Source organism: Allobosea eneae, assembly GCF_042657265.1.
GTDB lineage: Bacteria > Pseudomonadota > Alphaproteobacteria > Rhizobiales > Beijerinckiaceae > Allobosea > Allobosea eneae.
This window is the reverse complement of the sequence record NZ_JBHSLW010000026.1, coordinates 111,833-137,955: the sequence shown is the minus strand read 5'-3', so window position 1 is coordinate 137,955 and position 26,123 is coordinate 111,833. Positions and strand designations below refer to the sequence as shown.

The window sequence follows — 26,123 nt, the reverse complement described above, 5'->3', positions numbered from 1 at the left end:
TGCCCGACCGCATGACCCGGCAGCTTCGCCTTATCCTCGTCCTGCTCGGCCTCGCCCTCGCCTCGCTCGCGACGGCGGGGCAGGCACTGGCGCATGCCGCCCTGACGAAGACCGTTCCGGCCGACGGCGCGGTCGTCGCCAGCGCACCCGGCGAATTCAGCCTGAGCTTCAGCGAACCCGTCGCGCCGCTGGTGCTAAACCTGATCGGCCCGGACGGGACGAGCCGCGCGCTGACGCGCTTTGCGCTCGCGGACCGGACGCTCACGATCATCGCACCGGCCGACCTTGCCCATGGCACGCATATACTGAGCTGGCGCGTCGTCTCCGAGGACGGCCATCCGGTCGGCGGCTCGGTGCTGTTCTCGGTCGGGGCGCCGAGTGCTGCGCCTGCCATCACCGCCAACCAGACCGAGCCGGCGGTCCGCATCGCGCTCTGGCTCGGCAAGCTCGGACTTTATCTCGGTCTCGCCTTGGGCATCGGCGGTGTCGCCTTCATGGTGTGGATCGCCCCCATTCCCGCAACCGCGCGCCGGCCGATCGCGGGCTTCCTTGTGCTCGGGCTGCTGTCGCTGCCGGTCGCCTTCGCGGCGCAGGGGCTCGATGCGCTGGCACTGCCGCTGTCCGGCGCGTTGGAGCCTGCAGCCTGGCAGGCGGCGGCTGCGAGCAGCTTCGGCCGCACTGCGCTGGTGGTCGGTCTCGCTTTGCTCGTCGCGCTGATCGCGCTCCGCATGCCCGATCAGAGCGGACGCCTGGTCGCAATCCTCGGCTGGCTTGGCGCCGGCACGGCTCTCGCGGCGAGCGGTCATGCCAGTGCGGCCGAACCGCAGATGTTGACCCGCTCCGCCGTGTTCCTGCACGCGGTCGGCATGGCCGGCTGGGCGGGCGCACTGCTGCCCCTCGCCTTCGGCCTGCGCCAGCCTGAGGGAGTGCAGGCGCTGCGACGCTTCTCGCGGCGGATTCCAGCGCTGCTGCTCGCCATCGTGCTCAGCGGCCTAGCGCTCGCCATCGTCCAGGTCGAGCATCCGCAAGCCCTGCTGACCACAGCCTACGGCCTCGTGCTCACCGGCAAGCTCGTGCTCGTCGCAATGCTGATCGGGCTCGGCGCCTTCAATCGCTACCGGCTGACGCATGCGGCGGCGTCTGGACGCGCGAGCGCCCGACCGCTGCTGACCCGGATCATCGCAGCCGAGATCGCGATCGTCGTCGCCATCGTTGCGGTCGTCGCGCTCTGGCGTTTCACGCCGCCGCCGCGCGCCCTGGCCGCCGCGGCAGCGCAGCCGGCCACCGTCCATATCCACACCGACAAGGCGATGGCCGACATCAGCGTGACGCCGGGCCGCACCGGCCCTGTGACCATCACCGTCTCGCTGCTCGACGGCCAGTTCGGCTCGCTCGCGGCGAAGGAATTGCGGCTTGCCCTGTCACGGCCGGAAGCCGGCATCGAGCCGATCGAGCGGCAGGCTGCGAAGCAGGCGGACGGTAGCTGGCAGGTTGGCAATCTGACGCTTCCCGTCGCAGGCCGCTGGACCATCGAGCTCGAGATCCTGGTCTCGGATTTCGAAATGACCCGTCTCAAGGACACGCTCGACATCCGCCCCTGAACCCGATCCAACTTTCACAACCGAAGGAGTTTCCGATGATCTCTCGCCTCGCTTACACCGCCGTCGCCGCCCTGGCGCTCGGCGGCGCCGCCGTCGCCCAGAACTACACGACCGGCCCGCTCAAGATCGAGCAGCCCTGGACGCGCGCGACGCCGGCCGGCGCCAAGGTCGCCGGCGGCTATGTCGCGGTCACCAACACCGGCGCTGCGCCCGACCGCCTGATCGGCGGCAGCAGCGAGATCGCCGGCAAGGTCGAGATCCACGAAATGGCGATGAACAACGGCGTGATGACCATGCGCGGACTGCCCGATGGCCTCGAGCTCAAGCCCGGCGCCAAGCTCGAGTTGAAGCCCGGCGGCTACCACATCATGTTCATGGATCTGAAGCGCCAGCTCAAGGAGGGCGAGAAGGTCAAGGGCACGCTGACCTTCGAGAAGGCCGGAGCGGTTCCGGTCGAATTCTCCGTGCAGTCGGTCGGCGCCCGCGCTCCGGCCGAAGCCCACAAGCACTGATCGCCGCCAGAAGCTGCGAAATTATCGAGGCCGCCGGGCGCAAACCCGGCGGCCTTTTTCATGCCCGCTTGACGGTTTCAGGCATGAGAAGTACGGTCCATATGAGAAAACAAATGATCCATAATATGGATCGATTGGAGGAACGCAGTGCTGCAGGGCATGCTCCCGGTGTTGCCGACGCCGTTCACCGAGGCGGGCGCTGTCGATCCCGAGGCGATGGCGGGGATCGTCGACTTCGCCCTCGCCTGCGGCGTCGACGGCGTGGTGTTCCCGGGCTTCGCCAGCGAGGTCGACGAGCTCACTGCGGCCGAGCGGGCGACGCTGCTGAAGGTGGTGGTGACCAGGGTCGGCAAGCGCGTCCCGATCGTCGCCGGGGCGAGCGCCCCGACTGCGGCTGAGGCGATCTCGCATTGCCGCGAGGCGCTCGCCAACGGCATTCGCCACGTCATGATCCAGGCGCCCAAGAGCGTCGGCGCGACGACGGAAGCGGTCTCGGCCTTCTATGGCGAGATCGCCGCGGCCGTGCCCGGCATCGAGATCGTGCTGCAGAACGCGCCGGCGCCGCGCGGCTCCGACCTCAAGCCCGAGGCAATCCTGCAAATCGTCGGCGCCAATCCGGCGATCAGCTATGTCAAGGAGGAGACGCTGCCGTCTGGCCTCGCCATCTCGGCGATCGCGGCCGGCAAGCCGGAGCATCTGAAAGGCGTGATCGGCGGCGGCGGGGCGCGCTATCTGATCGACGAATACAATCGCGGTGCTTGTGGCGCGATGCCGGCGGTCGAGCTCGCCGACATCCATGTCGCGATCGACCGGGCCTATCGCAGCGGCGACATCGATCGCGCGCGCGATCTCTATATGCGGACGCTGCCGCTGCTGGTGATCCAGTTTAATTTCCGCATGGCCTTCACCAAGCATGTGCTGACGCGGCGCGGCGTGCTGACCAACCAGGTCGTGCGGGCGAAGGTGCCGCCGATGGATGCGCTCGATGTCGCCGAGATCGACGCCTGGCTGGATGCCTGCGCCGACCTCATGACAGTCGATGCGCGCGAGCCGATGCTCGCCGGAGGCGTCTGATGGCCGAGCGCGTCGCCCGCGTCGAGGTCTTCTCGATCACCATTCCGCGCGAGACGCCCTATCTCGGCGCCTTGCGCGAGGGCGAGCGCGTCAACGACCACGGCTATATCGTCCGCAAGGGCAACCGCACGGTCTATCCGACCGTCGACCGCACCGTGATCGTGCGGATCGAGACGGCAAGCGGCGCGGTCGGCTGGGGCGAGACCTATGGCATCGTCGCCCCCGGCGCGACGATGGCGATCATCGACGACCTGCTCGGCCCCTTCGTCGTCGGGCGCGACCCGCGCGACGTCAGCGTCATCCATGACGATCTCTACGATCTGATGCGGGTGCGCGGCTATACCGGGGGCTTCTATCTCGACGCCCTCGCCGCGATCGACATCGCGCTCTGGGACCTCTGCGGCAAGCTTTCCAGCCTGCCGCTGGTCAAGCTGCTCGGCGGGCAGAAGCATGAGCGTTTGCCGGCTTACATCTCCGGGCTGCCGAAGCCGACGCGGGCGGAGCGTGCCGAGTTCGCGGCGGAATGGCAGGACAAGGGCTTCGGCAGCTTCAAGTTCGCCGCGCCGGTCGCCGATGACGGCAATGTCGCGGAGATCGCGACGCTGCGCGAGCGGCTGGGCCCGCAAGCCCGCATCGCCTGCGACATGCACTGGGTCCATACCGGCGAAGAGGCCGTCGCGGCGATCCGGGCGATGGAGCCGCATGGGCTCTGGTTCGCCGAGGCACCGGTGAAGCCGGAGGATCTCGACGGTCTCGCCCATGTGGCGTCCAAGGTCTCGACGCCGGTCGCAGCCGGCGAGGAATGGCGCACTGTCTACGATCTCGTGCCGCGCGCCGGCCGGCGGGCCTGCGCGATCGTGCAGCCCGAGATGGGCCATAAGGGCGTCACCGAGTTCATGCGCATCGGCCTCTATGCGCAGGCGCACCACCTCAGGGTCATCCCGCATGCCACGATCGGCATCGGCCTGTTCCTCGCGGCGAGCCTGCATGCATCCTCGGCGCTCGCGGCGGTCGAATGCCACGAATTCCAGCACTCGATCTTCGAGCCGAACCGGCGGCTGCTGCTCGGCGACATGGACTGCAGCGGCGGCTTCTATCGTTTGCCGAGCGGTCCGGGCCTCGGGGTCGAGCCATCGAAGGAAGCGCTCAAGCTGCTGAAGCGGCTCTAGCGACTAGAAAAACCAAGGGAGGAGGAGACCATGACGAGGACAAGGCTTGCAATCTCCGCGGCTGCGCTCGCGCTCGCCGCCGGCTTTCTCCCCGGCGCCGCCTGGGCGCAGGGCAAGGTGTTGAAATTCGTCTCCTGGCAGAAGGACGAGCGCGGCGTCGGCGACTGGTGGGGCTCGGTGATCAAGGAATTCGAGGCGACGCATCCCGGCGTCAAGATCGAATGGACCAAGGTCGAGCGCGGCGCCTATGCCGACACGATGACGACGCTGTTCGCCGGCGGCAAGCCGCCGGATATCGTCCACCTCGCCTCCTTCGAGTTCCAGAAATTCGCCGATAATGGCTGGCTGGAGCCGCTCGATCCTTACATCAAGGAGGCGAAACTCGACCTCAAGGGCTGGGCCGGGCAGGACACCTGCAGCTGGAACAAGCAGACCGTCTGCACGATGATGCTCTATTTCGGCTACATCTTCGCCTACAACGAAGACCTCCTGAAGAAGGAAGGTCTTGCCGTCCCGAAAACCTATGCCGAATTCCTCGCCGCGGCGCAGAAGCTGACCAAGGACCTCAACGGCGACGGCATCACCGACCAGTTCGGCACCGGCCACGAGACCAAGGGCGGCGGCGGCCAGTATATGAGCGAGATGATGAACTACACGCTCGATGCCGGCGGGCGCTGGACCAATGATGCCGGCAAGGTGACGATCAATACGCCGGAGATGATCGAGGGCCTGTCGCGCTGGAAGACCATCGTCAAGACCAGCCTGACCCCGCGCGACCTGGCGGCCGGCGAGGTCCGCCAGATGTTCGCCGACGGCAAGATCGCGATGAAGATGGACGGGCCCTGGCTCTACCCGATCATCCAGAAAGGCAAGGCCAAGGACCAGATCAAGCTCGGCATGGTGCCGTTCAAGCCGCCGGTCGGCGGCTCCTCCAACGTGCTCGGCATCGCCGCCGATGCGCCCAAGGAGAACAAGAAGCTGGTCTGGGACTTCATCGCCATCGCGACCTCGGACAAGTTCCAGTCGAGCTATGCGACGCTCGGTGCCTCGCCGCCGCCCTCCCCGCGCGCCGACACCTCGGCCGCGACCAAGGACACGCCGCATTTCGACCTCTTGGTGCAGGCGACGAAAGCGGCAGCCGACGCCAAGGTCGACCGCATCCCGAAGGGGCTGGAGTTGCAGTTCAACGAGTTCGCCAAGATGGTCATGGAAGAATCGCAGCGCATGATCATCCAGGACCTCGACCCGAAGGCGGTCGCGGCGACGATGCAGGCCAAGGCCGAGGCGCTGCAGAAGCAGTAGCCGGAGTGCCGTCATGGCCGGGCTTGACCCGGCCATCTCGGAAACCAGCGCCCTCTCGTCATTCTCGGGTCTGCGCTTCGCTCCGCCCGAGAATGACGAGCTTCGGCAAGGAGGCCCCATGCCCCGATCAGCCTTTCTCGACCTCGCCCGCCCGAGCCGGCGGCACTGGCTCGGCTATCTCCTGCTCGCGCCGGCGGTGCTGCTGATCGCGCTGATCATCGTCTATCCGCTGTTCGTCTCGGTCGATCTCTCCTTCCAGAACGTCAACATCGCCCGGCTCGACCAGCCGCGGCGGCCGTTCACGACCGCCAATTACGAACGGCTCTTCGCCTCCGAGGATTTCTGGAACGCCTGCTGGGTGACGTTCAAGCTCGTCACCATCGTCTCCTTCTTCTGCTTCCTGCTCGGCCTGGGCACCGCGCTGCTGGTCAACAACCGCTTTAAGGGCCAGGCGCTGGCGCGGCTGCTCGTCGCCCTGCCTTGGGCGATCCCGGAAGTGATCGCGGTGGTGATCTTCGCCTGGCTGTTCGATTCCTCCTTCGGGCTGATGAACTGGCTCTTCATCAGGCTCGGCCTGGTCGACCAGACGATCAACTGGTTCTCCTCGCCCGACGCTGCCTTCGCCGTGGTCTGCACGGTGATGGTCTGGAAGGGCTATCCCTTCGTCTCGATCATGATGCTGGCCGGGCTGCAGTCGATCCCCGAGGATTTCTACAACGCCGCCAAGGTCGACGGCGCCCGCGCCTGGCAGCGCCTCATCCACATCACCATACCCTCGCTGATGCCGGTGATCGGGGTAACGCTCGTCCTGGTGATGCTCTGGGTCTTCCGCGACTTCTCGATCATCTACGTGCTGACCGGTGGCGGCCCGCTGAAGGCGACGCAGTCGCTCTCGATCATGACCTACGAGCAGGCCTTCGGCTTCTTCAAGATGGGCTACGCCTCGGCCATCGGCGTCATCACCCTGATCGTCTGCGTGATCGCGAGCCGGCTGATGATCGCCCGCGCGCCGGACAACATCTGAGGAGGCGGCGATGGTTCACTTGTCCAAAGCTGGTCTCGACGCTCGTTTCGGGCGCAAGCCCTCCCCCCTTGTGGGGGAGGGTTGGGAGGGGGGTATCGCACCCGCAGGACTCTCCGCGCCAGACGCAGCGCATGTCGAGGGTGGCATACCCCCCTCTCTAACTCTCCCCCACAAGGGGGGAGAGGACAGGTCGTGGCAGCAGCAGGGAGTGCGATCATGAAACGCCGCTCGCTCCGCAGCATCGGCCTCTACGCGCTCGTGATCGCAACCTGCGCCATCCTGGTCTTCCCGATCTACTGGCTCGTCGTCACCGCGCTCTCCGAGCCGAGCCAGCTGCGGCAATTGCCGCCGAGCTTCTGGCCGGCCGAGCCACGTTGGGGCGTGTTCGGCCAGATCATGGCCGAGCGGCCGATCCTGCTCTGGCTCGGCAATTCGGCACTGGCAGCGATCGGCGCCGTCGCGATCTCGATGGTCGTCTCGGTGCTCGCCGGCTACAGCCTGTCGCGCTTCCGGGTGCGTGGCGGCCAGTCGCTCGGGCTCTTCATCCTGACTGCCAAGATGCTGCCGGCGACGCTGCTGGTGATCCCGCTCTTCGGCATCTTCCGCAATCTCGAGCTGATCGGCAGCCTGTGGTCGATCATCCTCGCCCACGCCACGCTGATCATCCCGTTCACCACCTGGATGCTGAAGGGCTATTTCGACACGATCCCACGCGAGCTCGAACAGGCGGCGATGGTCGACGGCTGCTCGCCGCTCGGCGCGCTGGTGCGGGTGATCCTGCCGGTCTCCGCGCCGGGGCTGGCGGCGACCGCGCTCTACGGCTTCGTCCTGTCCTGGTCGGACTATGCCTATGCCCGGACGTTCCTGACCAACGCCCAGGGCAACTGGACCGCCAATCTCGGTATCACCACGATGAAGGGCGAGTACATCTCGAACTGGAGCGACATCTCCGCCGCTTCCATCCTCGTCGCGCTGCCGATCCTGCTCATCTACCTGTTCCTCGAACGCTATCTCGTCGGCGGCCTGACGGCCGGGGCCGAGAAGTAGAGACGTCCCATGGCCGGAATCCGCATCGACAGCGTCACCAAATCCTATGGCGGGCTCACCGTCCTCAAGGCGTTCTCGCTCGACATCGCCGATGGCGAATTCGTCGTCCTCGTCGGGCCATCCGGCTGCGGCAAGTCGACCATGCTCAAGATCCTCGCCGGTCTGGAGGAGGCCTCTTCCGGCACGATCGCGATCGGCGAGCGGGATGTCACCGACCTCGCGCCGGGCGACCGCGACATCGCCATGGTCTTCCAGAACTACGCGCTCTACCCCCATCTCACCGTGCGCAAGAATATGGGCTTCGGCCTTAAGATGCGCGGCACCGATGCGGCCGAGATCGAGCGGCGCGTCAACGAGGCCGCAAAAATTCTCGGCATCGACCATTTGCTCGAGCGGCGGCCGCGTGCCCTCTCCGGCGGCCAGCGTCAGCGCGTCGCGCTCGGCCGGGCGATCGTGCGCGAGCCGCAGGCCTTTCTGATGGACGAGCCACTCTCCAATCTCGACGCCAAATTGCGCGTGCACACCCGCGCCGAGATCAGCGCCCTGCACAAGAGGCTGCGCGTCACCACGATCTACGTCACCCACGACCAGACCGAGGCGATGACGATGGCCGACCGCATCGTCATCATGAAGGACGGCGTGATCCAGCAGATCGCTTCGCCCGAGGTGATGTTCCGCGAGCCGGCCAATCTCTTCGTCGCCGGCTTCATCGGCTCGCCCGGCATGAATTTTTTGAAGGCGCAGGCACAGGCCGCTGGCATCGGCGTGACCGCGAAGCTGTTCGGCCATGATGTGACGCTGCCTGTCGCGAACGCTGCCGCGCTCGCCGGCAAGGAGATCATCGTCGGCCTGCGGCCTGAGCACATCGCCGCGGGGCCTGGGCAGGTCTCGTTCCCGGTGAGCCCGCGGCTGATCGAGAGCCTCGGCAGCGAGCAATATGTCTATGTCGACCTCCCCGAGGAGCATCGCCGCGAGGCAGGTTCCGGCGGCGAGGATGGGGCGCGGCGGACCTCGCTGATCGCGCGCCTGATCAATCCCGAGCCGCGGCCACCCGAGGCAATGTTGACGCTTTCCTTCGACCCGGCGCGCCTGCATGTCTTCGATGCCGCCAGCGGCGAGGCGATCCGATGAGCACGATCCTGGTCACCGGCAGCGCCGGGCGCGTCGGCTCGCGTGTCGCCCGCGAACTGCTCGCAGCGGGCCATCGCGTCACCGGCTTCGACCTGCGCGCCAGCGGCATCGATCACCTCGCTTTCCGCGAGGTGCTCGGCGGCTTCGACGATCGCGCTGCGGCGAGGGAGGCCGTGCAAGGCGCCGAGGCGATCCTGCATCTCGGCGCCTTCATGTCCTGGCTGCCGGTCGCTCGCGACAAGCTCTTCACCGCCAATGTCGAGGGCACGCGCGTGCTGCTGGAGGAGGCCGCGGCGGCGCCGCCAAAGCGGCTCGTCTTCGCCTCCTCGGGTGAAGTCTATCCCGAGAATGTGCCGGACTATCAGCCGATCGACGAGGACCACCCGCTGAAGCCGCGTTCGCCCTACGGTTTGAGCAAGCTCCTGGGCGAAGAGATCGTGCGCTTCTTCGAGCGGACCGGCGGTACCCCGGCGACCATCCTGCGCTTTTCGCACACGCAGGATGCGGGGGAACTGCTCGACCCCGGCAGCTTCTTCTCCGGCCCGCGCTTTTTCCTGCAGCCGAAGATCAGGCAACAGGAGGGCTTCGGCAACGTCGCTGCCCTCGCGGCGCTGCGCGCCATCGACGATGGACGCGAGGCCCTGGTGCTGTCGCGCAACGAGGCCGGCCGGCCCTTCCGCATGCACATCACCGACACCCGCGACATGGTCGCCGGCATCCTGCTCGCGCTGGCGGACGAGCGCGCCGCCGGCCGCACCTATAATCTCGGTGCGACCGAGCCGGTCGACTTCGCCGTCGCGCTGCCGATGATGGCGCAGTTGACGGGGCTGCCGTTGAAGACCATCGACCTGCCGGGCGCCGGCGTCTTCTACGAGACGTCGAACGCCAGGATCCGGACCGAACTGGGATACGAGCCGCAATGGACCTTCGAGCGCATGATCGGCGAGGCGGCGCAGGCGCGGGTGAAGCGCGCGTCCTGACGCCGGACGAGCGCGACGTCCCGACCGGCGCAGCCGCCCTCGCCAAGGGCCTCTACCTCCTCGACGTGATCGGCGAGGCCTCGGCGCCGCCGCGCTTCCGCGACCTGCAGGCCGCGACCGGCCTGCCCAAGGGCACGCTGGCGCGAATGCTCAACACGCTGCTGACCTTCCGCCTGATCAGGCACGAGGAGAGCGACCACACCTATCGGCTCGGCCACCGCCTGTTCGAGCTCGCTCATCGCGTCTGGGAATCCTTCGACCTGCGCGGCGCCGGCGCGCCGGCGCTGGACCGGCTCGCCGAGGAGACGCGCGAGACCGCCGCGCTCTGCGCCATCGACAATGGCGAGGTGCTTTATATCGACCAGCGCAGTCGCGGCGGCCCCTATGGCTTCCGCATCGAGATCGGCCGGCGCGCGCCACTCCACTGCACTGCCGGCGGCAAGGCCCTGCTCGCTTTCGTCCAGCCGCATGAGCAGCGCGCGCTGGTCGACCGGCTCAAGCTCGAACGCTTCACCGAGACCACCATCACCGAGGAGGAGGCGCTCGCCGCCGACCTCGCGCTGACCCGGGCGCGCGGCTACGCCGTCTCGCAGGAGGAGCACGTCGCCGGCGTCGCCTCGGTCGCCGCGCCGATCTTCGACCATACCGGGCGGGCGGTCGCGGCGATCGGCGTGTTCGGCCCATCCTCGCGGCTGACGCGGGAGCGATTGCACACCACCGGCCGTGACCTGATGGCGGCCGCACGACAGATCTCCGGCAATGTCGGCGCGACGCAGATGAACATTTCCCCGGCGCCGCGCTCGGCGCGTCCGGTCGACTCGAACGTGCAATGCGTGCTGCCCTGGGGCGCCCATCTCGCCGAAGGCCCTTACTGGTCTGCCGGGGAGCAGCGGCTCTACTGGGTCGACATCCTCGCGCCCTCGGTGAACCGCTTCGACCCGGCGACCGGGAACAACGAGGAGGTGACACTGCCGCGCCTGGTCAGCGCCGTGCTCGGCCGCCGTGGCGGTGGCCTCGTCGTCCTGACGCAGGACGGGCTGGAGGCTTTCGACTTCGCTAGCGGCCGGCTGACCGCGCTCGCCGATCCGGAGGCCGACATCCCCGACAACCGCTTCAACGACGGCAAATGCGACCGGCAGGGCCGGCTCTGGGCCGGAACGATGCGGCTTGATGCCAGCCGTGCCTCCGGCTCGCTCTACGCGATCGCGCCGGACCTCAGCTGGCAACGACAGGAAAGCGGGCTCACCGTCGCCAACGGGCTCGACTGGAGCCCGGACGGCCGGAGCTTTTACTTCGTCGATTCCGCCCATGGCTGCATCTATGCCTACGACTTCGACGCCAAGGCGGGCACGCTCGCCAATCGCCGCATCTTCACCGAGGTCGCCGGCCGCCCGGACGGGCTCGCCGTCGATGCCGAGGGCTTCGTCTGGTGCGCGATCTGGGATGGCTGGTGCGTGCACCGCTATGCGCCGGATGGCCGGCTCGATCGCGAGGTCTGGCTGCCGGTGCCGCGCCCGACCAGCCTTGCCTTCGGTGGGCCCGATCTGAAGACGCTGTTCATCACCACGGCGCGCATCCGCCTGCCCTCACGCGTGCTGGCGGAGGCGCCCTTCTCGGGCGGTCTCTTCACCTTTCCGGTCGACGTGCCCGGCCTCCCCGCCGCGGAGTTCGGCGGGTGAGGGTCGAAGCCAGCTATCCCGATCTCGCCGGCAAGGCGGCATTGGTCACTGGCGGCGCCGACGGCATCGGCCGCGCCATTGTCGAGGCGCTGGCGCGGCAGGGCGCCAAGGTCGCCTTCCTCGATATCGACGCCGAGCGCGGCGGGCGGCTCGCCGCTGAGATCACGGCCGCCGGCGGCACCGCCTCGTTCCATCACGTCGACTTGCGCGACATCCCGGCGACGCAGGCGGCGATCGCGGCGGCGCGCAGCCTGTACGGCCCGTTCGCGATCGGCGTGAACAATGCCGGCCATGACGAGCGGCATGATTTCGATGCGGTCACCGAAGCCTATTGGGACGATCGCCTCGCTGTGAACCTGCGGCCGATGCTGTTCGTCGCGCAGGCGCTGGCGCCGGATATGCGCGGCCTCGGCGGCGGGGCGCTGGTCAATCTGTCCTCGACCTCGTGGATGAAGGGCTCGCCGCAGATGATCGCCTACACCACGGCGAAATCGGCGGTGATCGGCTTCACCCGCTCGCTGGCGCGGGCGCTCGGGCCGGATGGCATCCGAGTCAACTGCGTCACGCCGGGCTGGGTGATGACCGAGCGCCAGCGCACCAATTGGTGGACGCAGGAGAAGGGAGCGGCCAACCAGACCGCCCAGGCGCTGAAGGGCGAGATCCTGCCGGAGGACATCGCTCAGATGGTGCTCTTTCTCTGCTCCGACGTCTCGCGCATGTGCGCCGGGCAGAACTTCATCGTCGATGCCGGCACGGTCTGAGGCAGTGCATGCCAGGACGCGATGGGAGCCTCGTCCGGCCCGCCCGACATCCCGCTCGAGGCTTGGTCCTCGCGCAAAGGTGAAGCAAGCCGAGCTGCCGGCCATGCATCCGGAATACTTGAACTGTTCCGGACGGAGAGCAGCGGAAGCCTTAGTTTAGAATACATGTAAACTATTGTATTTGCTTACCAATTCGCTCTGGTTTAACTGCTGGGGACGATCGCGGCCGACGATGTCCTCACGATGCCGTCTCGCGGTCGCCCGGCGCTGCGCCTCGGATGCAGCTCCGCCCGGAAAGCGCTCCCGCCAAGGAGGGGCGCCGAAAGACCATGGATCTATTCGATGCAGCGTTTGATCGGCTCAGTCCTGCTCGCGACAACCATTGCGGCCATGCCTATGGCGGGCTTCGTCGCCATCGCCCAGACCGCTCCGGCCGAAACGGCGCCAGCACAGCAGCAGACGAGCCCCTCCGGCGCACATGGCGGCTCGCCCGCCGCGCCGGCAGCTTCAATGCCCGCACCGGCCGCGCCCGCTCCGGTCGGCCAGGCCGCGCCTGCTTCTCCGAGCGCCGCTGCGCCGAATCCCGTGGCCACGCCCCAGGCCGCGACGCCTCCCGCACCGGCTCCCATCGCCGCGCAGGCCACCCTGCCGCACGATCTTTCGCCTTGGGGCATGTTCATGGCCGCCGACATCGTCGTGAAGGCGGTGATGCTCGGCCTCGCCTTCGCCTCGCTGGTGACCTGGACAATCTGGCTCGCCAAGGCGCTCGAACTCGCCGCCGCCAAGACGCGGGCGCAGCGCGCCGTGCGCCGGCTGGAAGAGGCCGTCAGTCTCGACGAAGCCGCGCGCGCGATTGCCGGCCGCAAGGGACAGGCCCGCGGCACGGTCGCGGAGCTGGTCGGCGCCGCCCAGAGCGAGCGCCAGCGCTCGGACGATCTCGGCGAGGACGGCATCAAGGAGCGCGCCGCGATCGCGCTGTCGCGAATCGAGGCCAGAGCCGGCCGCAGCATGGCGCGCGGCACCGGCCTGCTCGCCACCATCGGCTCGACCGCCCCCTTCGTCGGCCTGTTCGGCACGGTCTGGGGCATCATGAACTCGTTCATCGGCATCAGCCAGTCGAAGACGACCAATCTCGCCGTCGTCGCGCCCGGCATCGCCGAGGCGCTTCTGGCGACTGCGATCGGCCTCGTCGCCGCGATCCCGGCCGTGATCATCTACAACGTCTTCGCCCGCGCCATCGCCGGCTACCGCGCCACGCTCTCCGATGCCTCGGGCGAAGTGCTGCGCCATCTCTCGCGTGATCTCGAGCGGCTGCGCCGCCAGGCCGCGCAGCAGGTCCGCGCCAATCTGCATGCGGTGCCGGCCCCGCCGGTGGCGATGCCGCGCGTTCCGGCGGAGTGAGACGATGGCGGTTTCGCTCAAGGAAGCCCAGGACGGCGATCTTGGCGAGGTCAGCGAGATCAACGTCACGCCGTTCATCGACGTGATCCTGGTGCTGCTGATCATCTTCATGGTCGCAGCCCCGCTCTCGACCGTCGACGTCGCGGTCGATCTGCCGGTTTCGAACGCGCAGCCACAACCGCGGCCTGACAAGCCAGTCTTCCTGACCGTGAAGCAGGACCTCTCGCTCGCGCTCGGCAACGACACGGTGCTGCGCGAGCAATTGCAGGCGGTGCTCGACCAGCAGACGAACAATGATCGCGAGCAGCGCGTCTTCCTGCGCGCCGACGGAGCCGTGGCCTATCGCGAGCTGATGGAGGTGATGAACCGGCTACGCCAGGCTGGCTATCTCAAGATCGCGCTGGTCGGCCTTGAAGACACCGGCCAGGGCGCGACGCAGGGAGCTGGCAAGCCGTGATCACAACCGCGCCGCATCGCCGCTGGCTGACCGCATTGCGCTGGAGCGTCGCCGCGGTCGCCGTCGCCGCGGCTCATGGCGGGCTCGCCTGGGTCGGCGTGCATTGGCGCCCGGCGGAAGCCGCCGCAGGTGCGCCCGAGCCGGCAGTGATGATCGAACTCGCCGCGCTCTCGGTCGCGCCCGAGGCACCGCCCGAGGAGCTGCCGGTCGCGCCGGAGCGGGCCGAACCGGAGCCGCCGCCGCCCGAGCCGGTCAAGGAAACACCACCGCCGGAGCCGGAGCCGGAGCCGGAAGCCGTTCCGGAACCAATTCCGATCCAGCAACCCGAGATCAAACTTCCCGAGCTGCCGCAGATCCCGAAGCTCGACGCCGTGCTGCTGCCGCCTCCGCCCGAGCCGAAGCCGGTCGAAAAGAAGCCGCCGCCGAAGGTCGTCGAGAAGAAGGAAAAGCCCAAGCCGAAGAAGATCGTCGAGCGCAAGCCGGTCGAGCAGCGCGCGAAGGAAGCCGTTGCGCCAAAGCCTTCGGAGCAGCGCGCCTCGGCGCCGACCAACGCGGCGCAGGGCACGGCCAGCCAGCCGACGGTCTCGACCGCTTCCTGGCGCGGCTCGCTGATCGCCCATCTCAACCGCTACAAGCGTTTCCCCGGCGGGGCGAGCCCGGGCACGGTCCAGGTCGCCTTCGCGATCGACCGCAGCGGCAATGTGCTCTCGTCGCGCGTCGTCGGCTCATCGGGCGATTCCGCGCTTGATGCCGAGGCGGCGGCGATGATCCGCCGCGCCAGCCCGGTCCCGGCTCCGCCACCGGGCGTCGGTGGCGGCGGCGCCATCTCTCTGTCGGTGCCGGTACGATTTAGCCGGTAAGGCTTCCGCTCAGCGCGAGACGTTCGGGTTCTGGAACGGCGAGGTAACCGTGTTGCCGACAGCGGCTCCGGTGTCCTGGATATTGTTGCCGAGATGTTCGACCCGGTCGCCAAGATTGCGGCGAGCCTGCGAATCGACCACCGCGACCGGGGCGGAGACGACGATGCCGGCGGCGGTGCCGACCGCCGCGGCGGCACTGCCGGTGACCTCGATCAGCCGATCGCCTAGGCCAACACGGGAATCGGTGATCGGCTGGCCGTCGACCAGGCGCGTGCCGATCAACTTCACCACCTCCGGGCTCTCGGCGAATTTGCCATGGTTGAGCTTGTCCCCGGTGCGCAACTTGGTGAGGTTGAGGACCGTGATCTTGTCCTTCTCGAACTCGGTCTTGTAAGGCTCGACATCGGGATCGACCGCGCCGAGGCGATCCTTGTTGCCCCAGACCCGGCGCGAGACCGCGAGCGCGCGGTCGTCCTGCGAGACGAAGAGGGTGAATTTCGGCCGCCGCCCCGTCATTTCCGCGATCTGCGTGCGGAAGACGTCGGCATCGACATCAGGCGAGGCGAGCATGACATTGGCGATCTTCGGCGGAATGCCGCGATTGCGCACTGCCATCTGGGTCAGCGATTCCAGCGCGACCCAGTTGCCCATGGAGTGGGCGAGCAGCGAAACCTCGCCGACGGCCGGATCGCGCGCCAGCCCCTGCAGCAGGCTTTCGAGTGCATTGCGTGAGTAGGTCGCGCTCTCGCGGTCATAACCATAGGCGAAGAGCGAGCCGCGCGAGGGCCAGGTGAACAGCACCGGCACGACATCAGCGTCGGAATCATGGACGATCTGGGCGAAGCGGTAGACCGCATCCTCGAAGCGGTTGTTGAAGCCGTGGACGAAGACCATCACCCGGCGCTTCGGCACGCGCGAGACCCGCTCATGCAAACGCGCCAGACCCGTCCTGGCGTCGAGCTTGTCGACCTTGAGGGTGACGAAATCGGTCTCGGGGTTGCCCGGCAGCCGGCTCGGCCACTGGACTTCGCCGATCTTGCGGCGACTGTCGGGCGGCAGCGAGATCGTCATCTCGACGAAGGACGGCTTGCCGCGCTCGCCGGAGTAGAGCACGCCGGCATCGGGATCGGCCGCGCGCGTCGTCGCGACCAGCATGGTGACCTTGCTGGCGCCCGGCACGGTGGAGGCGACCGGCGTCAGCACGCCCTTCACGTCGCCGGCGCAACCGGCGAGGAAAATTGTCGTGGCCGCGGCCGCGAGGACGCGGCGGATAGCCGGCGTGGGCAAGTCTTTGCGGCGGATCGGCATCACGGGCTACCCAGCTGCGGCACGGCGCCCAGACCATGCTGGCGCGCCGCCCGCTCCGTCAAGGACGCCGAAGCCACAGTTTCGGTCAGACCATGTACTGGCCGCCATTGACCTCGATGGTCTGGCCGGTGATGTAGCCGCTCATCGCGGGGCTGGCGAGGAAGAGGAAGACGCCGACATTGTCCTGCGGCGTGCCGACGCGCTCCATCGGCACCGTCTTGCGCATCGCCTCGACCTGCTCGGCCGTCGAATAGCGCTCATGAAACGGCGTCATGATCACGCCCGGCGAGACGCCGTTGACGCGGATGCCGAAGGGCACGAACTCCTTGGCCATGCCGCGGGTCAGGTTGAGCACGAAGGCCTTCGAGCTGGCATAGAGCGAGGAACCGGGCCCGCCGCCATTGCGCGCCGCGATCGAGCTCAGATTGATGACGCTCGCCCTGCTGCCGGACTTCTTCAGGTAGGGCAGCGCCGCCTTCGAGGCCATCACCACAGAGCGGACATTGAGGTCGACGACGCTGTCGAAGAACTCGTCCTCGATCTCGGCGATCGGCGTGCGCTTCACCAGCGCGCCGGCATTGTTGACGAGGACATCGAGCCCACCGAGCTTGTCGGCCGCCTTGTCGACGAGAGCGACCGCCTGCTTGCTGTCGGCGACATCGGCCTGCAGCGCATGCGCCTCGCCGCCAGCCGCCCGGATCTCGGCGGCGACGGCGTTCGCCTCGGCCTCGCTCGACTTGTAGTGCACCACGACCCGCATGCCGTTGGCGGCATAGGCTTTGGCGACGGCGGCGCCGATGCCGGTGCTGGAGCCGGTGACCAGGGCGCGCAGCCCCTTGAGATCCTCGAGCATCATTCCTCCCTTTGGATTCAGGTCTAAATCGTTTCAGGGCCGATCTTGCGCGACGCGAAGCCGGTCCACCAGCGCCAGTTCGGCAACCCCGCCATTCCCGAACGACCGTTCAGAGGAACTTGGTCATCGCCTTGAACTCGGCGAGCAGCCCGCGTGCCTCGTCCGGAAGACTGCCGGCCGCTTCCTCCAGGCAATGGCCGATATGCTCCTGGATCAGAATCTTGCGAGCGTTGGCGATCGCGCCTTCCACCGCCTGCAATTGCTGCGCGATCTCCAGGCAGGAGCGGACATTGGCGACCATCTCGATGGTCGAGCGCAGATGCCCCTCGGCTCGCTTCAACCGCGTGATGATCTCCGGATGCCGGTGATGATGAATCCGGGCGTGTTCCTCATCCTGCATTCCCTGCTCCGGCATCTTGATCCTATCCTCCCCGGGAGGTTATAGGTCGGTGCATCCGCTGAACAAGCGGCACCCGATCAGGCAGGCGCCGGCGCGAGACCAGGCGCATCCCGGCGATCGGGCGGGCGAGGACGAGACGGGCGCCCCCGACCAGTTCCGGCAGGGCCGGACGGCACGGCAACGCACGATCCGTTCCGGATCCGGAGCACCATGTCGTGCCGTCTTTCACCGAATTGCTGGCGCAGGGCGCCGGCCATGCCTGGCTGTTCGTTCCGAGCGCGATCCTGCTCGGCGCGCTGCACGGCCTTGAGCCCGGCCATTCCAAGACGATGATGGCAGCCTTCATCGTCGCCATCCGCGGCTCAGTGCTGCAGGCGCTGCTGCTCGGCCTCGCCGCGACGCTCTCGCATACGCTCGTCGTCTGGAGCGTGGTCATCGGCGGGCTCTACCTGACGCGCGACATCAATGCCGAGGCGACCGAGCCCTGGTTCCAGCTCGCCTCGGGCCTGCTGATCATCGCGATCGCGCTCTGGATGCTGTGGCGGACGTGGCGCGAACAGCGTGCCCTGCCTCGCGTCAGCCATGGGCATAGTCACGGCCACTCTCATGGTCATCGCCATAGCCACGGGCATTCCCACGCCCAATCGCACGAGCACAGCGACAACCAGGCGGCGGACCACGAACCAATGGACGCGCATCAGCGCGCCCATGCACAGGACATTCGCAAGCGCTTCACCAATCGGCCGGTGACGACATGGCAGATTGTGCTGTACGGGCTGACCGGCGGTCTGATCCCCTGCCCGGCCGCGATCACCGTGCTGCTGATCTGCATGCAGCTGCGCGAGATCGCGCTCGGCGCCGTGCTGGTGCTGTGCTTCTCGATCGGTTTGGCGATCACGCTGGTCGCGGTCGGCGTGGCCGCCTCGCTCAGCCTGCGCGCCGTCGAGAGGCGCTCGACATGGGTGTCGACGGTCGCAGCGCGGGCGCCCTATTTCTCCGGCGTGCTGATCGTGCTGGTCGGCCTCTATACGGCCTGGCACGGCTGGAGCGGGCTGCAGGCGCAGCTGCCGCGCGCCGCGGCGATGCTGCTCAGCCCATCGCCTGGCTGACCAACGCGAAGCGATGCGCCGGGCCCGAAGCGACCGGCGCGGCGCCCCGCGCCATCACCGCGCCGGAGGCGACGAGCGGCAAGCCGCATTCGCCGAGCCAGGCGCCGAGGCCACTGCGAGCCGGCACATCGATGCGGACGAAATCGCCGCGGCGGGCAGCAAGCAGCGCCGTGATCAGATTGCAGGCGGCGGCGTCATCGACCGCCGCGACCGGGCCGATCAGCCAGCCGCGGCCATGGCGGCGCAGAAAGCCGAAGCCGGCCGGCGCGCCGTTGCGCTCGATCAGGATCGCATGGCCCCGGGTCAGCAGCGCCTCCAGGACGGGTGCGCGCGGCAGGCCGGTCGCCTCGCCGTCGAGCTGCGCCAGCAGCGGCAGATCAGTTGTAGTGGCCGGGCGCATGATCTCGTTCGCCGCGAGAAAGGGCGCCGCAAGTTCCGGCCAGTCGCCCTGATGCTGGCGGATCTCGTCGATGGCGATGAAGCCGTAGCGGGCATAGAGCGGCTCGCCCTGGGGCGTGGCGACGAGACCGAGCGTGCGTCCCTCCGTCGCGGCGATCAGCCGCTCGACCAAGAGCTTGCCGATGCCCTGGCCCTGCCGATCCGGGGCGACAATGATCGTGCCGAGGGTGGCATGACTCTCGCCAAAACCCCACCAGAGCCCGACGCCGACGAGCTCGTCCTCGATCGACAGGGCGAAACCCTGCCCGAGCGACAGCGCGAGCTCCCAATCCTCGCGGCGATGCGGCCAGCCGACCGCCGCCGATAGCCTCTGGCAGGCTTCGGCATCGGCGAGGCTGGCCGGGCGGAGCGTCAGCTGGAGCGGCTGCATCGGCCGGCCCTCAGCGGCAGAATTCGGCGCAGCCGGACTGCCAGAATGGCGTCTGCCCGTCGAGATCAGGCACCGAGGGTCGCGGCTTGGCGCCCGGGAGATCGCTAGGCACCGGCACGACCAGCTCCCACCAGCGATGGGCGCATTGCGAGCGGAAGGCCATCTGGTCGCTGATCGAGGTGTTCTCCCGCGCCAGCACCGCGTCGAGCGCATCGCAGGCGCGGCGGAGCGCGGCGTCGTTCGCATCGCCGGGCTCGTTCGCATAATCGTGGAAGGCGGCGGTGAAAGCCTCCATTTCGCGGGCGATATGCGGCCAGTCCCCGCGGCGGAGATTCCAGGCCTCCATCCATTCGCGCACCACCGTCTCGACCGCCTCGGCCTTGGGCTTGTCGGCGACCTTGCGGGCGGTGGTCAGCATATGGCGCATCAATTCGGCACGGGCATGGAGCTGGCGGGCGGCGAGCGCGGCCGTCTGCATCGCCACAATCGCGCGCTCGGCCTCGAGCCGCAGCTCCTCGACGAAATGGGCCATCAGAACCTCCGCTCAAGGCAACGTCGCAAGCCGGTCGAACAGGCGCTGGAACAGCGCGCCCGCTTCGACGCTCGCGACGACATGGGCATTGGCCGGCTGCTTGAGCCTGCCATTCCAGTCGATGGTGGTACGGCCCCGCAATGGGCCATCGCCGGTCTCGACCTCGACGAAACAGTCGCGACCCGAGAAGAGTTCCGGCCAGAGCAGGAAGGCGATCACGCAAGGGTCGTGCATGGGATGGCCGGCGGTACCGAGCCCGCCAGGGCGCGGGCGCGTCAGCATGCCGTGCACCGCCCTGCCGGCCGCATTGCCGAACGAGAGCAGGCGCGGGACCTGTTCATGCGAGGCAATTGCCTGATGGGTGACGCCGAGCCCGAACATCACGATCGGCCGGCCGCAGCCAAAGACGATCGCGGCGGCGTGCGGATCGACATGCACGTTGAACTCGGCCGCCGGCGTGATGTTGCCGAGCGCCAGCGCCCCGCCCATCAACACGATGCGCTTGACCTTGGACAGCACGTCCGGCGCCAGTCGAAAGGCCAATGCAAGATTGGTCAGCGGGCCGAGCGGGCAGAGCGTGACGCTGTCGTCGGGCGCGGCGCGTAAGATGGCGATCAGTGCGTCGACGGCATGGATCGAGCTAGCTTTGCCGCGAGCCGGCGGCAGGTCGGCGCCCGCCAGCCCGTCGGGTCCGCAGACGAATTCGGCGGTCGCAAGTGGGAAGAGCAGCGGCCGGTCGGCCCCGGCATGGACCGGCACGTTCTCACGGCCGGCGAGCTCGCGGATGCGCAGCGCGTTCGCCGTGGTCAGCCCCAGCGGGACATTGCCGGCGACGGTGGTGACCGCCTTGAGCTCGAGCTCCGGGCTGGCGAAGGCGAGCAGCAGGGCGACCGCGTCGTCCTGGCCGGGATCGGTGTCGATGACGATCGTTTCGCCGGCCATCTCAGGCCGCCCTGGCGTTGCCGGCCATGATCATGCGGCTGAGATCGTCGGCGGAGAGGTCGCCGAGCGGCTGGTCGACATATTTGCGGCCGGCGCCCATGATCACGACCCGGTCGGCGAGCGCGACGACATCGCGCATATTGTGGCTGATCAGCAGCACCGTCCTGCCGTCGGCTTTGAGCTTGCGGATCAGGTCGAGGACGAGGGCGGTTTCCTTGACGCCGAGCGCCGCCGTCGGTTCGTCCATGATGATGATCTCGGCCTTCCAGCGCAAAGCGCGCGAGATCGCGACCGCCTGGCGCTGGCCGCCCGAGAGCCGCTCGACCGGCCGGTCCATATCCTCGACCGTGACCGAGAGCTGCTTCAGGAAGCCGCGCGCCTCCTGCGCCATGCTTTTCTTGTCGAGGACGCGCAGGAAGGGCAGCAGCAGAGGGCGTGTCAGCTCCGAGCCCATAAAGACGTTCTGGGCGATGGAGAGCCGCGGCGCCAGAGCGAGGTCCTGGTAGATCGTCGCGACGCCATGGCTCAGCGCATCATGCGGCGAGGCGAAGACGATGGTCTTCCCACGCATCTGAAGCGTGCCTGAGGTTGCTTCCTCGGCCCCGGAGATCACCTTGATCAGGCTCGACTTTCCGGCACCGTTGTCGCCGCAGATTGCGACGACCTCGCCGGCAAAAATATCGAGATCGACCTCGCGCACCGCCACGACCGGGCCGTAAGCCTTGCCGATGCCGCGGAGCGAGAGGAGGGGTGTGGCGGTCACCTCGCTCACTTCAGGAACTGCTGGACGTTGTTCTTGTCGACCAGAACGGCGTCGGTGAAGAGATAGGGGCCCGAAGTGATCGTCTCCTTCGGCTTCTTGTCGACGACGATCGCCTGGATCGCGTCGACGGCCTGCTTGCCCATCTCCTCGAACGGGATCGAGACGGTGGCGGTGAAGGTCGAGGCCGGGTCGGCGATGCGGGCATAGGTCTCCTTGCCGCCATCGACCGAGACCAGCGGGATCTGGCCCTTCTTGATCCCTTGAGCCTGCAGGAGGTCGTCGATGATATAGGCCTGGCCGTCGAACGAGGCCCAGATGCCCTTGATCTTGCCCTGGTTCTGCAGCAGCAGCGCCTGCATGCCGGCGCGGACATCGTCGCGCCAGCTCTGGGTGCGGGCCATCGAGAACTTGCCGAGCTCCTTCACTGCCTGGTTCTCGGAAAGCACAACATCGAGCAGCTTGCCGCGGATGCGCGAGGCGACGTTGAGGTCGAAGCGGGCGGTGACGATGTTGCCCTGGTAGCCGAGCTGGCCGAGCAGATAGAGCGCGGCCTCGGCACCGACCTTGTACTCATTGGTCTGGATATCGAAAAGCGCATGAGGGCTTGAACCCGACTGCACGGTGATGACGGGGATCTTGGCATCCTTGGCCGCCTTGAACTGGGCGTCGGCCTCGACCGGCTTGCCCATGGCGATGATGATCGCATCGACCTTCTTGGCGATCAGCGCGTCGAACTGCTCGGCATGCTTGGGCAGCGCGCCTTCCGAGTTCAGCAGCGTGACGTTCCAGCCCTTGGCCTTGGCTGCCGCGGCGGCGGCATTGGCGACGCGGGCATGCGTCTCCGACGAGAACTGGAAGCCGATCACGCCGAGCTCGAAGGCCCCAGCCCCCTGAACCATCGCGACGACGGCGGCAGCCGCCAGCAGAACCTTCCTCAAACCGACCATGACGACCTCTCCCCTCGTTGTCGTTGTGAACTGTCAGACCTTGAACGCCGCCTTCTTCAACGCGCTGGCCGAGAAGGCGACCGAACCGATGATGATGACGCCGAGAACGATGTCCTGAACGTAATAGGCCGCGCCCATCAGCACCAAGCCGTTGCCGAGCACCTTCAGCACCAGAGCGGCGAAGACCGTGCCGGGAATGTTCGGCTTGCCGGGCTCGAACATGGTCATCCCGAGCAGCACGGCGGCGATGGCATAGAGCAGGTAGTCGCCGGCCATGTTCGGCGCGGCGGAGGAGAGGTTTGCAGCGAGCAGCACCGCTGTGATGCCGGCGCAGAGCCCGGTCAGCAGCAGGCCGATGCGCTTCATCCTGTTGGTGGCGATGCCGGAAAGCCGGGCCGCCTCGTCAGCCTCGCCGGTCGCGACCATATGAGCGCCGGTGCGGGTCCATTTGATCAGGCCATAGGTCAGGAGCGTGACCGCGGTGAGCCAGAGCACGAGATTGGGGATGCCGAAGCTGTAGCCGCGCGCCAGCCCGGTAAAGCCGGTCGGCCAGCGCCCGACGAAGGCGACGCCTTGCGTGATCATGAAGGCGAAGCCCTTGGCGATCGCCGCGATGCCGAGCGTCATGATCAGCGAGGGCACGCGCAGCACCGTGACGCCATAGCCATTGGCCGCGCCGCAGAGGAGCCCGACCAGCAGCCCCGCCGTGACGGCGAGCGCGGGATGCTGCTGTCCCTGGATGAGCCAGCCGGTGACGACGGCGGACAGGCTCGCGACCTCGGCGATCGAGAGGTCGAGCTCGGAAACGATCAGAGCGAGCGTGAAGCCGAGCGCCAGGATGGCGAGGAAGCTCGTATCCTTCAGCACGTTGATGACGTTCATCGTCGTCGCGAAGTTCGGCGCGAAGGCGACGAAGAAGACGATCAGGACGAGGCCGGCGAGCGCAGTGCCGTAGCGGCCGATGATCTCGCGCATCGTCAGGCGTTTCCCTTGGCGATCGCCGAGATCGGCGACAGGATCTCGATGCCGCCGGTGACCGGGATCAGCGCGCCGGTGACGAAGGCCGCCGCCGGCGAGAGCAGGAAGGCGATGACGCCCGCGACGTCCTCGGGACGGCCGAGGCGCCCAAGCGGGGTACGCTGCGAGGCGCCTTCGACCAGCGCATTGAACTGACTGGCGAAGCCGCCGCGCACCATCGGCGTGTCGATGATCCCCGGCGCGACCGCGTTGACGCGGATGGCATGGCGGCCGAGCTGCTGGGCCATGCCATAGGTCAGCGTCGCCACGCCGCCCTTGGCCGAGCCATAGGCAAGGTTGGCGCCGCCATTGCTATGCGCGATCGACGAGATGTGGACGATCGCCCCGCCCTCGGCTTGCTCGATCATCCGCCGGGCGGCAGCCTTGGAGACGCGGAAGACGGCCGACAGGTTGATGTCGACGAGTTTGTCCCATTCCTCATCCTCCATCTCGACCAGCGGTACCGGCCGCGAGGCGCCGGCGCCGGTCACGAGATTGTCGAGGCGACCGAAGCGCTCCGCGGCCAGCTCGACCAGCGCACCGGCGAGATCACGGTCCCGGACATCGCCGGTCATGGCGGCGACGTCCGCGCCCTCGGCCTGGAGACGCTCCGCCAGCTCGACCAGCGGGCCCCCCTCCAGCCCGGAGAGGACGAGCCTGTGCGCCGGTGCCAGCGTCATCGCGAGTGCGCTGCCGATGCCGCCGGAGGCGCCGGTGATCAGGGTAACGGGCTTCGGCATCAGCCGGCCTTGCCGACGACCGGAACGAGACGAAACGCGACGACGCGGCAGGAACGCGGCATGGACCTCTCTCGGGAGATTGGTTCCATCTGGGTAAGGCGCAAGCGCCCCAGCCGCAACGTCAATCGGCGTGCAAGTCTGCGGCCGCAGACGCATGGCGCGCGAGACCAGCGAGCGGCTCACCATCCTGCGCAGCAACGACGAGATCGCGGGAGATCGGCGCCAGCGCCATCTCGGCCCGGCGGAACAGGGCGAAAAGCGCATCATAGGCCGGCTTGCGAGCGGGATCGGGCTCGAAGCGGCGGGCGACCGTGACGAGCGCCTGCTGGGCTTCAGCAAGAGAGCCGAAACGGCCGTGCCCCGCAAAGGCGATGATCGCTGCGCCGAGCAGACCGGGTTCCTTCGAGGCTGCCACCACGACCGGGCGGCCGCAGAGGTCGGCCTTGATCTGGCTCCAGACCGGATTGGCGGCGGCCCCACCGCCGAAACGGATTTCGCTCGCAGCGCTGCCGAGCGCGGCTTCGGCCCGTTCCAGCACGACACGGTTGAGGCAGGCGACGCCCTCGAGCACCGCGAAGGCCAGGTCGGTCGGTCCATGCCGGCGGTTCAAGCCGACGAGCGCGCCACGCAAGGACGGGTCCCAATAGGGCACGCGCTCGCCCTGGAGATAGGGCAGAAAGAGCAGCGGCTGCGGCTGGCGCGACCCTGAGAGCAGTGCGTCGATCTCCTGTCCGACGGCTGCGCCATCGTGGCCGAGCAGCGCCAGCAGCCAGGAGACGGTATCGGCGCCGGTCTGGCTCGGGCCGCCGAGCTGGAATAGCCCGCGCCAATCGACGGTCAGCAGGCCTTCCGCCCGCGCCGGCTCGCGGCCGACGACGCCGAGCACCTCGGTGGTGCCGGAGATGTTGTAGGCGAAGCCGTCGCGCATGGCGCCGAGGCCGACCACCGCCGCCCAGGTATCGTTCGAGGCGCAGAAGACCGGCTTGCCGGCGAGGCGATCGAGCGGCGCGGGCAGGCCGGGCTGGACCGGCGCTACCTGCTCCCAAGGCTCCAGCATCTCCGGCAGGATCGTAACGGGAATGCCGGCCGCAGCCAGCAGATCATGGCTGCCATGCGGGCTCGCAGCAGCCAGCAAGCGCGCCAGCGAGACGGGGTCGCTGGCCCGCCGACCGGTCAGGCGGAAATTCAGATAGTCCTTCGGCTCGAGCAGGCAGGCGAGCCTGCCAAAAACCTCAGGCTCCTGCTCGCGCAGCCAGGCGAGGCGGGCGAGCGGATGGAAGGCGTTGACCGCCGCACTTTCGGGATGGGCCGGATCTAGTTTCTCGCGCAGGCGCGCCGCGAGCGCATCGGCGCGCGTATCCTTCCAGGTCATCGCGGGACGCAACGAGCTTCCATCGCGATGGAGAAAGATTTGCGTGCGGGTGACGCCGCAGATCGCGATGGCCTCGACTGCATCGAACAGCGCCGGCGCCTCGGATGCCAGTCCGGCACAGGCCTCGACCAGCAGGGCCCACCAGGCCTCCGGCTCGATCTCGGAGCCACCCGAGCGAGCGTCACGACTCACCGGCCCGGCAATGGCGTGCTGGGCGCGGATCGCGCCGGTGTCATCGACGAGGGCGGCGCGAAAGGAGGTGCCGCCGAGATCGCAGGCGAGGACGATGCTCATGTCCCCGCCCTGCGTCAGG

26 protein-coding genes are annotated in these 26,123 nt (G+C 68.0%); 15 read left to right on the top strand and 11 right to left on the bottom strand.

Annotated elements, in window-relative coordinates:
* Positions 1-11 precede the first annotated feature (11 nt).
* The 14 genes from ACFPOB_RS16790 (at position 12) to ACFPOB_RS16725 (ending at position 14,998) form a co-directional block, all read left to right on the top strand.
* A complete protein-coding gene (locus ACFPOB_RS16790; RefSeq protein WP_377799555.1) occupies positions 12-1,601 on the top strand; it encodes a copper resistance CopC/CopD family protein in 1,590 nt (529 codons plus the stop codon).
* A 35-nt stretch (positions 1,602-1,636) separates the two neighbouring features.
* Complete coding sequence (locus ACFPOB_RS16785; protein ID WP_377799554.1) at positions 1,637-2,113, top strand: copper chaperone PCu(A)C; 477 nt, start codon at positions 1,637-1,639, stop codon at positions 2,111-2,113.
* Between the two features lie 159 nt (positions 2,114-2,272).
* Positions 2,273-3,187, top strand: a complete 915-nt coding sequence (locus tag ACFPOB_RS16780; protein WP_377799568.1) for a dihydrodipicolinate synthase family protein — start codon at positions 2,273-2,275, stop codon at positions 3,185-3,187.
* On the top strand, positions 3,187-4,356 hold the full coding sequence (locus ACFPOB_RS16775; RefSeq protein ID WP_377799553.1) for a mandelate racemase/muconate lactonizing enzyme family protein: 1,170 nt from the start codon (positions 3,187-3,189) through the stop codon (positions 4,354-4,356). Before ACFPOB_RS16780 ends, ACFPOB_RS16775 begins: the two co-directional genes overlap by 1 nt.
* A 30-nt stretch (positions 4,357-4,386) precedes the next feature.
* Positions 4,387-5,658: an ABC transporter substrate-binding protein gene (locus ACFPOB_RS16770; RefSeq protein ID WP_377799552.1), complete on the top strand. Its 1,272-nt coding sequence runs from the start codon at positions 4,387-4,389 to the stop codon at positions 5,656-5,658.
* 118 nt (positions 5,659-5,776) lie between these two features.
* A complete protein-coding gene (locus tag ACFPOB_RS16765) occupies positions 5,777-6,682 on the top strand; it encodes a carbohydrate ABC transporter permease (RefSeq protein WP_377799551.1) in 906 nt (301 codons plus the stop codon).
* Positions 6,683-6,898: 216 nt separating this feature from the next.
* The gene (locus ACFPOB_RS16760) at positions 6,899-7,729 is read left to right on the top strand and encodes a carbohydrate ABC transporter permease (protein WP_377799550.1); all 831 of its coding nucleotides are present in this window, start codon (positions 6,899-6,901) and stop codon (positions 7,727-7,729) included.
* A gap of 9 nt (positions 7,730-7,738) precedes the next feature.
* The gene (locus ACFPOB_RS16755) at positions 7,739-8,860 is read left to right on the top strand and encodes an ABC transporter ATP-binding protein (RefSeq protein WP_377799549.1); all 1,122 of its coding nucleotides are present in this window, start codon (positions 7,739-7,741) and stop codon (positions 8,858-8,860) included.
* Positions 8,857-9,840 carry an NAD-dependent epimerase/dehydratase family protein gene (locus ACFPOB_RS16750; protein WP_377799548.1) on the top strand — a complete coding sequence of 328 codons (984 nt, stop codon included), beginning with the start codon at positions 8,857-8,859 and terminating at the stop codon, positions 9,838-9,840. The genes ACFPOB_RS16755 and ACFPOB_RS16750 overlap by 4 nt, the downstream gene beginning before the upstream one ends.
* Positions 9,780-11,519, top strand: a complete 1,740-nt coding sequence (locus ACFPOB_RS16745; protein WP_377799547.1) for an SMP-30/gluconolactonase/LRE family protein — start codon at positions 9,780-9,782, stop codon at positions 11,517-11,519. The genes ACFPOB_RS16750 and ACFPOB_RS16745 overlap by 61 nt, the downstream gene beginning before the upstream one ends.
* Positions 11,516-12,280, top strand: a complete 765-nt coding sequence (locus ACFPOB_RS16740; protein WP_377799546.1) for an SDR family NAD(P)-dependent oxidoreductase — start codon at positions 11,516-11,518, stop codon at positions 12,278-12,280. Before ACFPOB_RS16745 ends, ACFPOB_RS16740 begins: the two co-directional genes overlap by 4 nt.
* Positions 12,281-12,622: 342 nt before the next feature.
* On the top strand, positions 12,623-13,681 hold the full coding sequence (gene exbB / locus ACFPOB_RS16735) for a tonB-system energizer ExbB (protein ID WP_377799545.1): 1,059 nt from the start codon (positions 12,623-12,625) through the stop codon (positions 13,679-13,681).
* A 4-nt stretch (positions 13,682-13,685) separates the two neighbouring features.
* Positions 13,686-14,138: a TonB system transport protein ExbD gene (gene exbD, locus ACFPOB_RS16730; RefSeq protein WP_377799544.1), complete on the top strand. Its 453-nt coding sequence runs from the start codon at positions 13,686-13,688 to the stop codon at positions 14,136-14,138.
* Positions 14,135-14,998 carry an energy transducer TonB gene (locus ACFPOB_RS16725; RefSeq protein WP_377799543.1) on the top strand — a complete coding sequence of 288 codons (864 nt, stop codon included), beginning with the start codon at positions 14,135-14,137 and terminating at the stop codon, positions 14,996-14,998. The genes exbD and ACFPOB_RS16725 overlap by 4 nt, the downstream gene beginning before the upstream one ends.
* A 9-nt stretch (positions 14,999-15,007) precedes the next feature.
* Here ACFPOB_RS16725 and ACFPOB_RS16720 read toward each other — a convergent pair whose 3' ends face one another.
* The 3 genes from ACFPOB_RS16720 to ACFPOB_RS16710 all read right to left on the bottom strand — a co-directional run bounded on the left by ACFPOB_RS16720 (position 15,008) and on the right by ACFPOB_RS16710 (position 17,559).
* Positions 15,008-16,306 carry an alpha/beta hydrolase gene (locus tag ACFPOB_RS16720; protein ID WP_377799542.1) on the bottom strand — a complete coding sequence of 433 codons (1,299 nt, stop codon included), beginning with the start codon at positions 16,304-16,306 and terminating at the stop codon, positions 15,008-15,010.
* An 85-nt stretch (positions 16,307-16,391) separates the two neighbouring features.
* Entirely contained in the window at positions 16,392-17,159 is a 768-nt protein-coding gene (locus ACFPOB_RS16715; protein ID WP_377799541.1) for an SDR family NAD(P)-dependent oxidoreductase, read from the bottom strand.
* 109 nt (positions 17,160-17,268) lie between these two features.
* A complete protein-coding gene (locus ACFPOB_RS16710) occupies positions 17,269-17,559 on the bottom strand; it encodes a metal-sensing transcriptional repressor (RefSeq protein WP_152015884.1) in 291 nt (96 codons plus the stop codon).
* Between the two features lie 215 nt (positions 17,560-17,774).
* Between ACFPOB_RS16710 and ACFPOB_RS16705 the strand changes: the two genes are divergently transcribed.
* On the top strand, positions 17,775-18,668 hold the full coding sequence (locus ACFPOB_RS16705) for a nickel/cobalt efflux transporter (protein ID WP_377799540.1): 894 nt from the start codon (positions 17,775-17,777) through the stop codon (positions 18,666-18,668).
* On the opposite strand, the gene ACFPOB_RS16700 is transcribed toward ACFPOB_RS16705, so the two are convergent.
* The 8 genes from ACFPOB_RS16700 to ACFPOB_RS16665 all read right to left on the bottom strand — a co-directional run bounded on the left by ACFPOB_RS16700 (position 18,649) and on the right by ACFPOB_RS16665 (position 26,104).
* Positions 18,649-19,497 carry a GNAT family N-acetyltransferase gene (locus tag ACFPOB_RS16700; protein WP_377799539.1) on the bottom strand — a complete coding sequence of 283 codons (849 nt, stop codon included), beginning with the start codon at positions 19,495-19,497 and terminating at the stop codon, positions 18,649-18,651. The genes ACFPOB_RS16705 and ACFPOB_RS16700 overlap by 20 nt on opposite strands.
* A 10-nt stretch (positions 19,498-19,507) precedes the next feature.
* Positions 19,508-20,029, bottom strand: coding sequence for a hypothetical protein (locus ACFPOB_RS16695; protein ID WP_377799538.1), 522 nt, complete (start codon positions 20,027-20,029; stop codon positions 19,508-19,510).
* A gap of 12 nt (positions 20,030-20,041) precedes the next feature.
* Complete coding sequence (locus ACFPOB_RS16690; protein WP_377799537.1) at positions 20,042-20,971, bottom strand: nucleoside hydrolase; 930 nt, start codon at positions 20,969-20,971, stop codon at positions 20,042-20,044.
* Between the two features lies 1 nt (position 20,972).
* Entirely contained in the window at positions 20,973-21,734 is a 762-nt protein-coding gene (locus tag ACFPOB_RS16685) for an ATP-binding cassette domain-containing protein (RefSeq protein ID WP_377799536.1), read from the bottom strand.
* A gap of 5 nt (positions 21,735-21,739) precedes the next feature.
* Positions 21,740-22,681, bottom strand: a complete 942-nt coding sequence (locus ACFPOB_RS16680; RefSeq protein ID WP_377799535.1) for a sugar ABC transporter substrate-binding protein — start codon at positions 22,679-22,681, stop codon at positions 21,740-21,742.
* A 33-nt stretch (positions 22,682-22,714) separates the two neighbouring features.
* Positions 22,715-23,656, bottom strand: coding sequence for an ABC transporter permease (locus ACFPOB_RS16675; RefSeq protein ID WP_100963139.1), 942 nt, complete (start codon positions 23,654-23,656; stop codon positions 22,715-22,717).
* 2 nt (positions 23,657-23,658) lie between these two features.
* Positions 23,659-24,438 carry an SDR family NAD(P)-dependent oxidoreductase gene (locus tag ACFPOB_RS16670; protein WP_377799534.1) on the bottom strand — a complete coding sequence of 260 codons (780 nt, stop codon included), beginning with the start codon at positions 24,436-24,438 and terminating at the stop codon, positions 23,659-23,661.
* 121 nt (positions 24,439-24,559) lie between these two features.
* Positions 24,560-26,104 carry a xylulokinase gene (locus tag ACFPOB_RS16665; protein WP_377799533.1) on the bottom strand — a complete coding sequence of 515 codons (1,545 nt, stop codon included), beginning with the start codon at positions 26,102-26,104 and terminating at the stop codon, positions 24,560-24,562.
* Positions 26,105-26,123: the final 19 nt, after the last annotated feature.

Excerpts from the sequence above, each read along its gene's own strand:
- ACFPOB_RS16790 (WP_377799555.1), top strand. The coding sequence starts at position 12 with ATGACCCGGCAGCTTCGCCTTATCCTCGTCCTGCTCGGCCTCGCCCTC.
- ACFPOB_RS16785 (WP_377799554.1), top strand. The coding sequence starts at position 1,637 with ATGATCTCTCGCCTCGCTTACACCGCCGTCGCCGCCCTGGCGCTCGGC.
- ACFPOB_RS16780 (WP_377799568.1), top strand. The coding sequence starts at position 2,273 with ATGCTCCCGGTGTTGCCGACGCCGTTCACCGAGGCGGGCGCTGTCGAT.
- ACFPOB_RS16775 (WP_377799553.1), top strand. The coding sequence starts at position 3,187 with ATGGCCGAGCGCGTCGCCCGCGTCGAGGTCTTCTCGATCACCATTCCG.
- ACFPOB_RS16770 (WP_377799552.1), top strand. The coding sequence starts at position 4,387 with ATGACGAGGACAAGGCTTGCAATCTCCGCGGCTGCGCTCGCGCTCGCC.
- ACFPOB_RS16765 (WP_377799551.1), top strand. The coding sequence starts at position 5,777 with ATGCCCCGATCAGCCTTTCTCGACCTCGCCCGCCCGAGCCGGCGGCAC.
- ACFPOB_RS16760 (WP_377799550.1), top strand. The coding sequence starts at position 6,899 with ATGAAACGCCGCTCGCTCCGCAGCATCGGCCTCTACGCGCTCGTGATC.
- ACFPOB_RS16755 (WP_377799549.1), top strand. The coding sequence starts at position 7,739 with ATGGCCGGAATCCGCATCGACAGCGTCACCAAATCCTATGGCGGGCTC.
- ACFPOB_RS16750 (WP_377799548.1), top strand. The coding sequence starts at position 8,857 with ATGAGCACGATCCTGGTCACCGGCAGCGCCGGGCGCGTCGGCTCGCGT.
- ACFPOB_RS16745 (WP_377799547.1), top strand. The coding sequence starts at position 9,780 with ATGGACCTTCGAGCGCATGATCGGCGAGGCGGCGCAGGCGCGGGTGAA.
- exbB (WP_377799545.1), top strand. The coding sequence starts at position 12,623 with ATGCAGCGTTTGATCGGCTCAGTCCTGCTCGCGACAACCATTGCGGCC.
- exbD (WP_377799544.1), top strand. The coding sequence starts at position 13,686 with ATGGCGGTTTCGCTCAAGGAAGCCCAGGACGGCGATCTTGGCGAGGTC.
- ACFPOB_RS16720 (WP_377799542.1), bottom strand. The coding sequence starts at position 16,306 with ATGCCGATCCGCCGCAAAGACTTGCCCACGCCGGCTATCCGCCGCGTC.
- ACFPOB_RS16715 (WP_377799541.1), bottom strand. The coding sequence starts at position 17,159 with ATGCTCGAGGATCTCAAGGGGCTGCGCGCCCTGGTCACCGGCTCCAGC.
- ACFPOB_RS16710 (WP_152015884.1), bottom strand. The coding sequence starts at position 17,559 with ATGCAGGATGAGGAACACGCCCGGATTCATCATCACCGGCATCCGGAG.
- ACFPOB_RS16700 (WP_377799539.1), bottom strand. The coding sequence starts at position 19,497 with ATGCAGCCGCTCCAGCTGACGCTCCGCCCGGCCAGCCTCGCCGATGCC.
- ACFPOB_RS16695 (WP_377799538.1), bottom strand. The coding sequence starts at position 20,029 with ATGGCCCATTTCGTCGAGGAGCTGCGGCTCGAGGCCGAGCGCGCGATT.
- ACFPOB_RS16690 (WP_377799537.1), bottom strand. The coding sequence starts at position 20,971 with ATGGCCGGCGAAACGATCGTCATCGACACCGATCCCGGCCAGGACGAC.
- ACFPOB_RS16680 (WP_377799535.1), bottom strand. The coding sequence starts at position 22,681 with ATGGTCGGTTTGAGGAAGGTTCTGCTGGCGGCTGCCGCCGTCGTCGCG.
- ACFPOB_RS16675 (WP_100963139.1), bottom strand. The coding sequence starts at position 23,656 with ATGCGCGAGATCATCGGCCGCTACGGCACTGCGCTCGCCGGCCTCGTC.
- ACFPOB_RS16670 (WP_377799534.1), bottom strand. The coding sequence starts at position 24,438 with ATGCCGAAGCCCGTTACCCTGATCACCGGCGCCTCCGGCGGCATCGGC.
- ACFPOB_RS16665 (WP_377799533.1), bottom strand. The coding sequence starts at position 26,104 with ATGAGCATCGTCCTCGCCTGCGATCTCGGCGGCACCTCCTTTCGCGCC.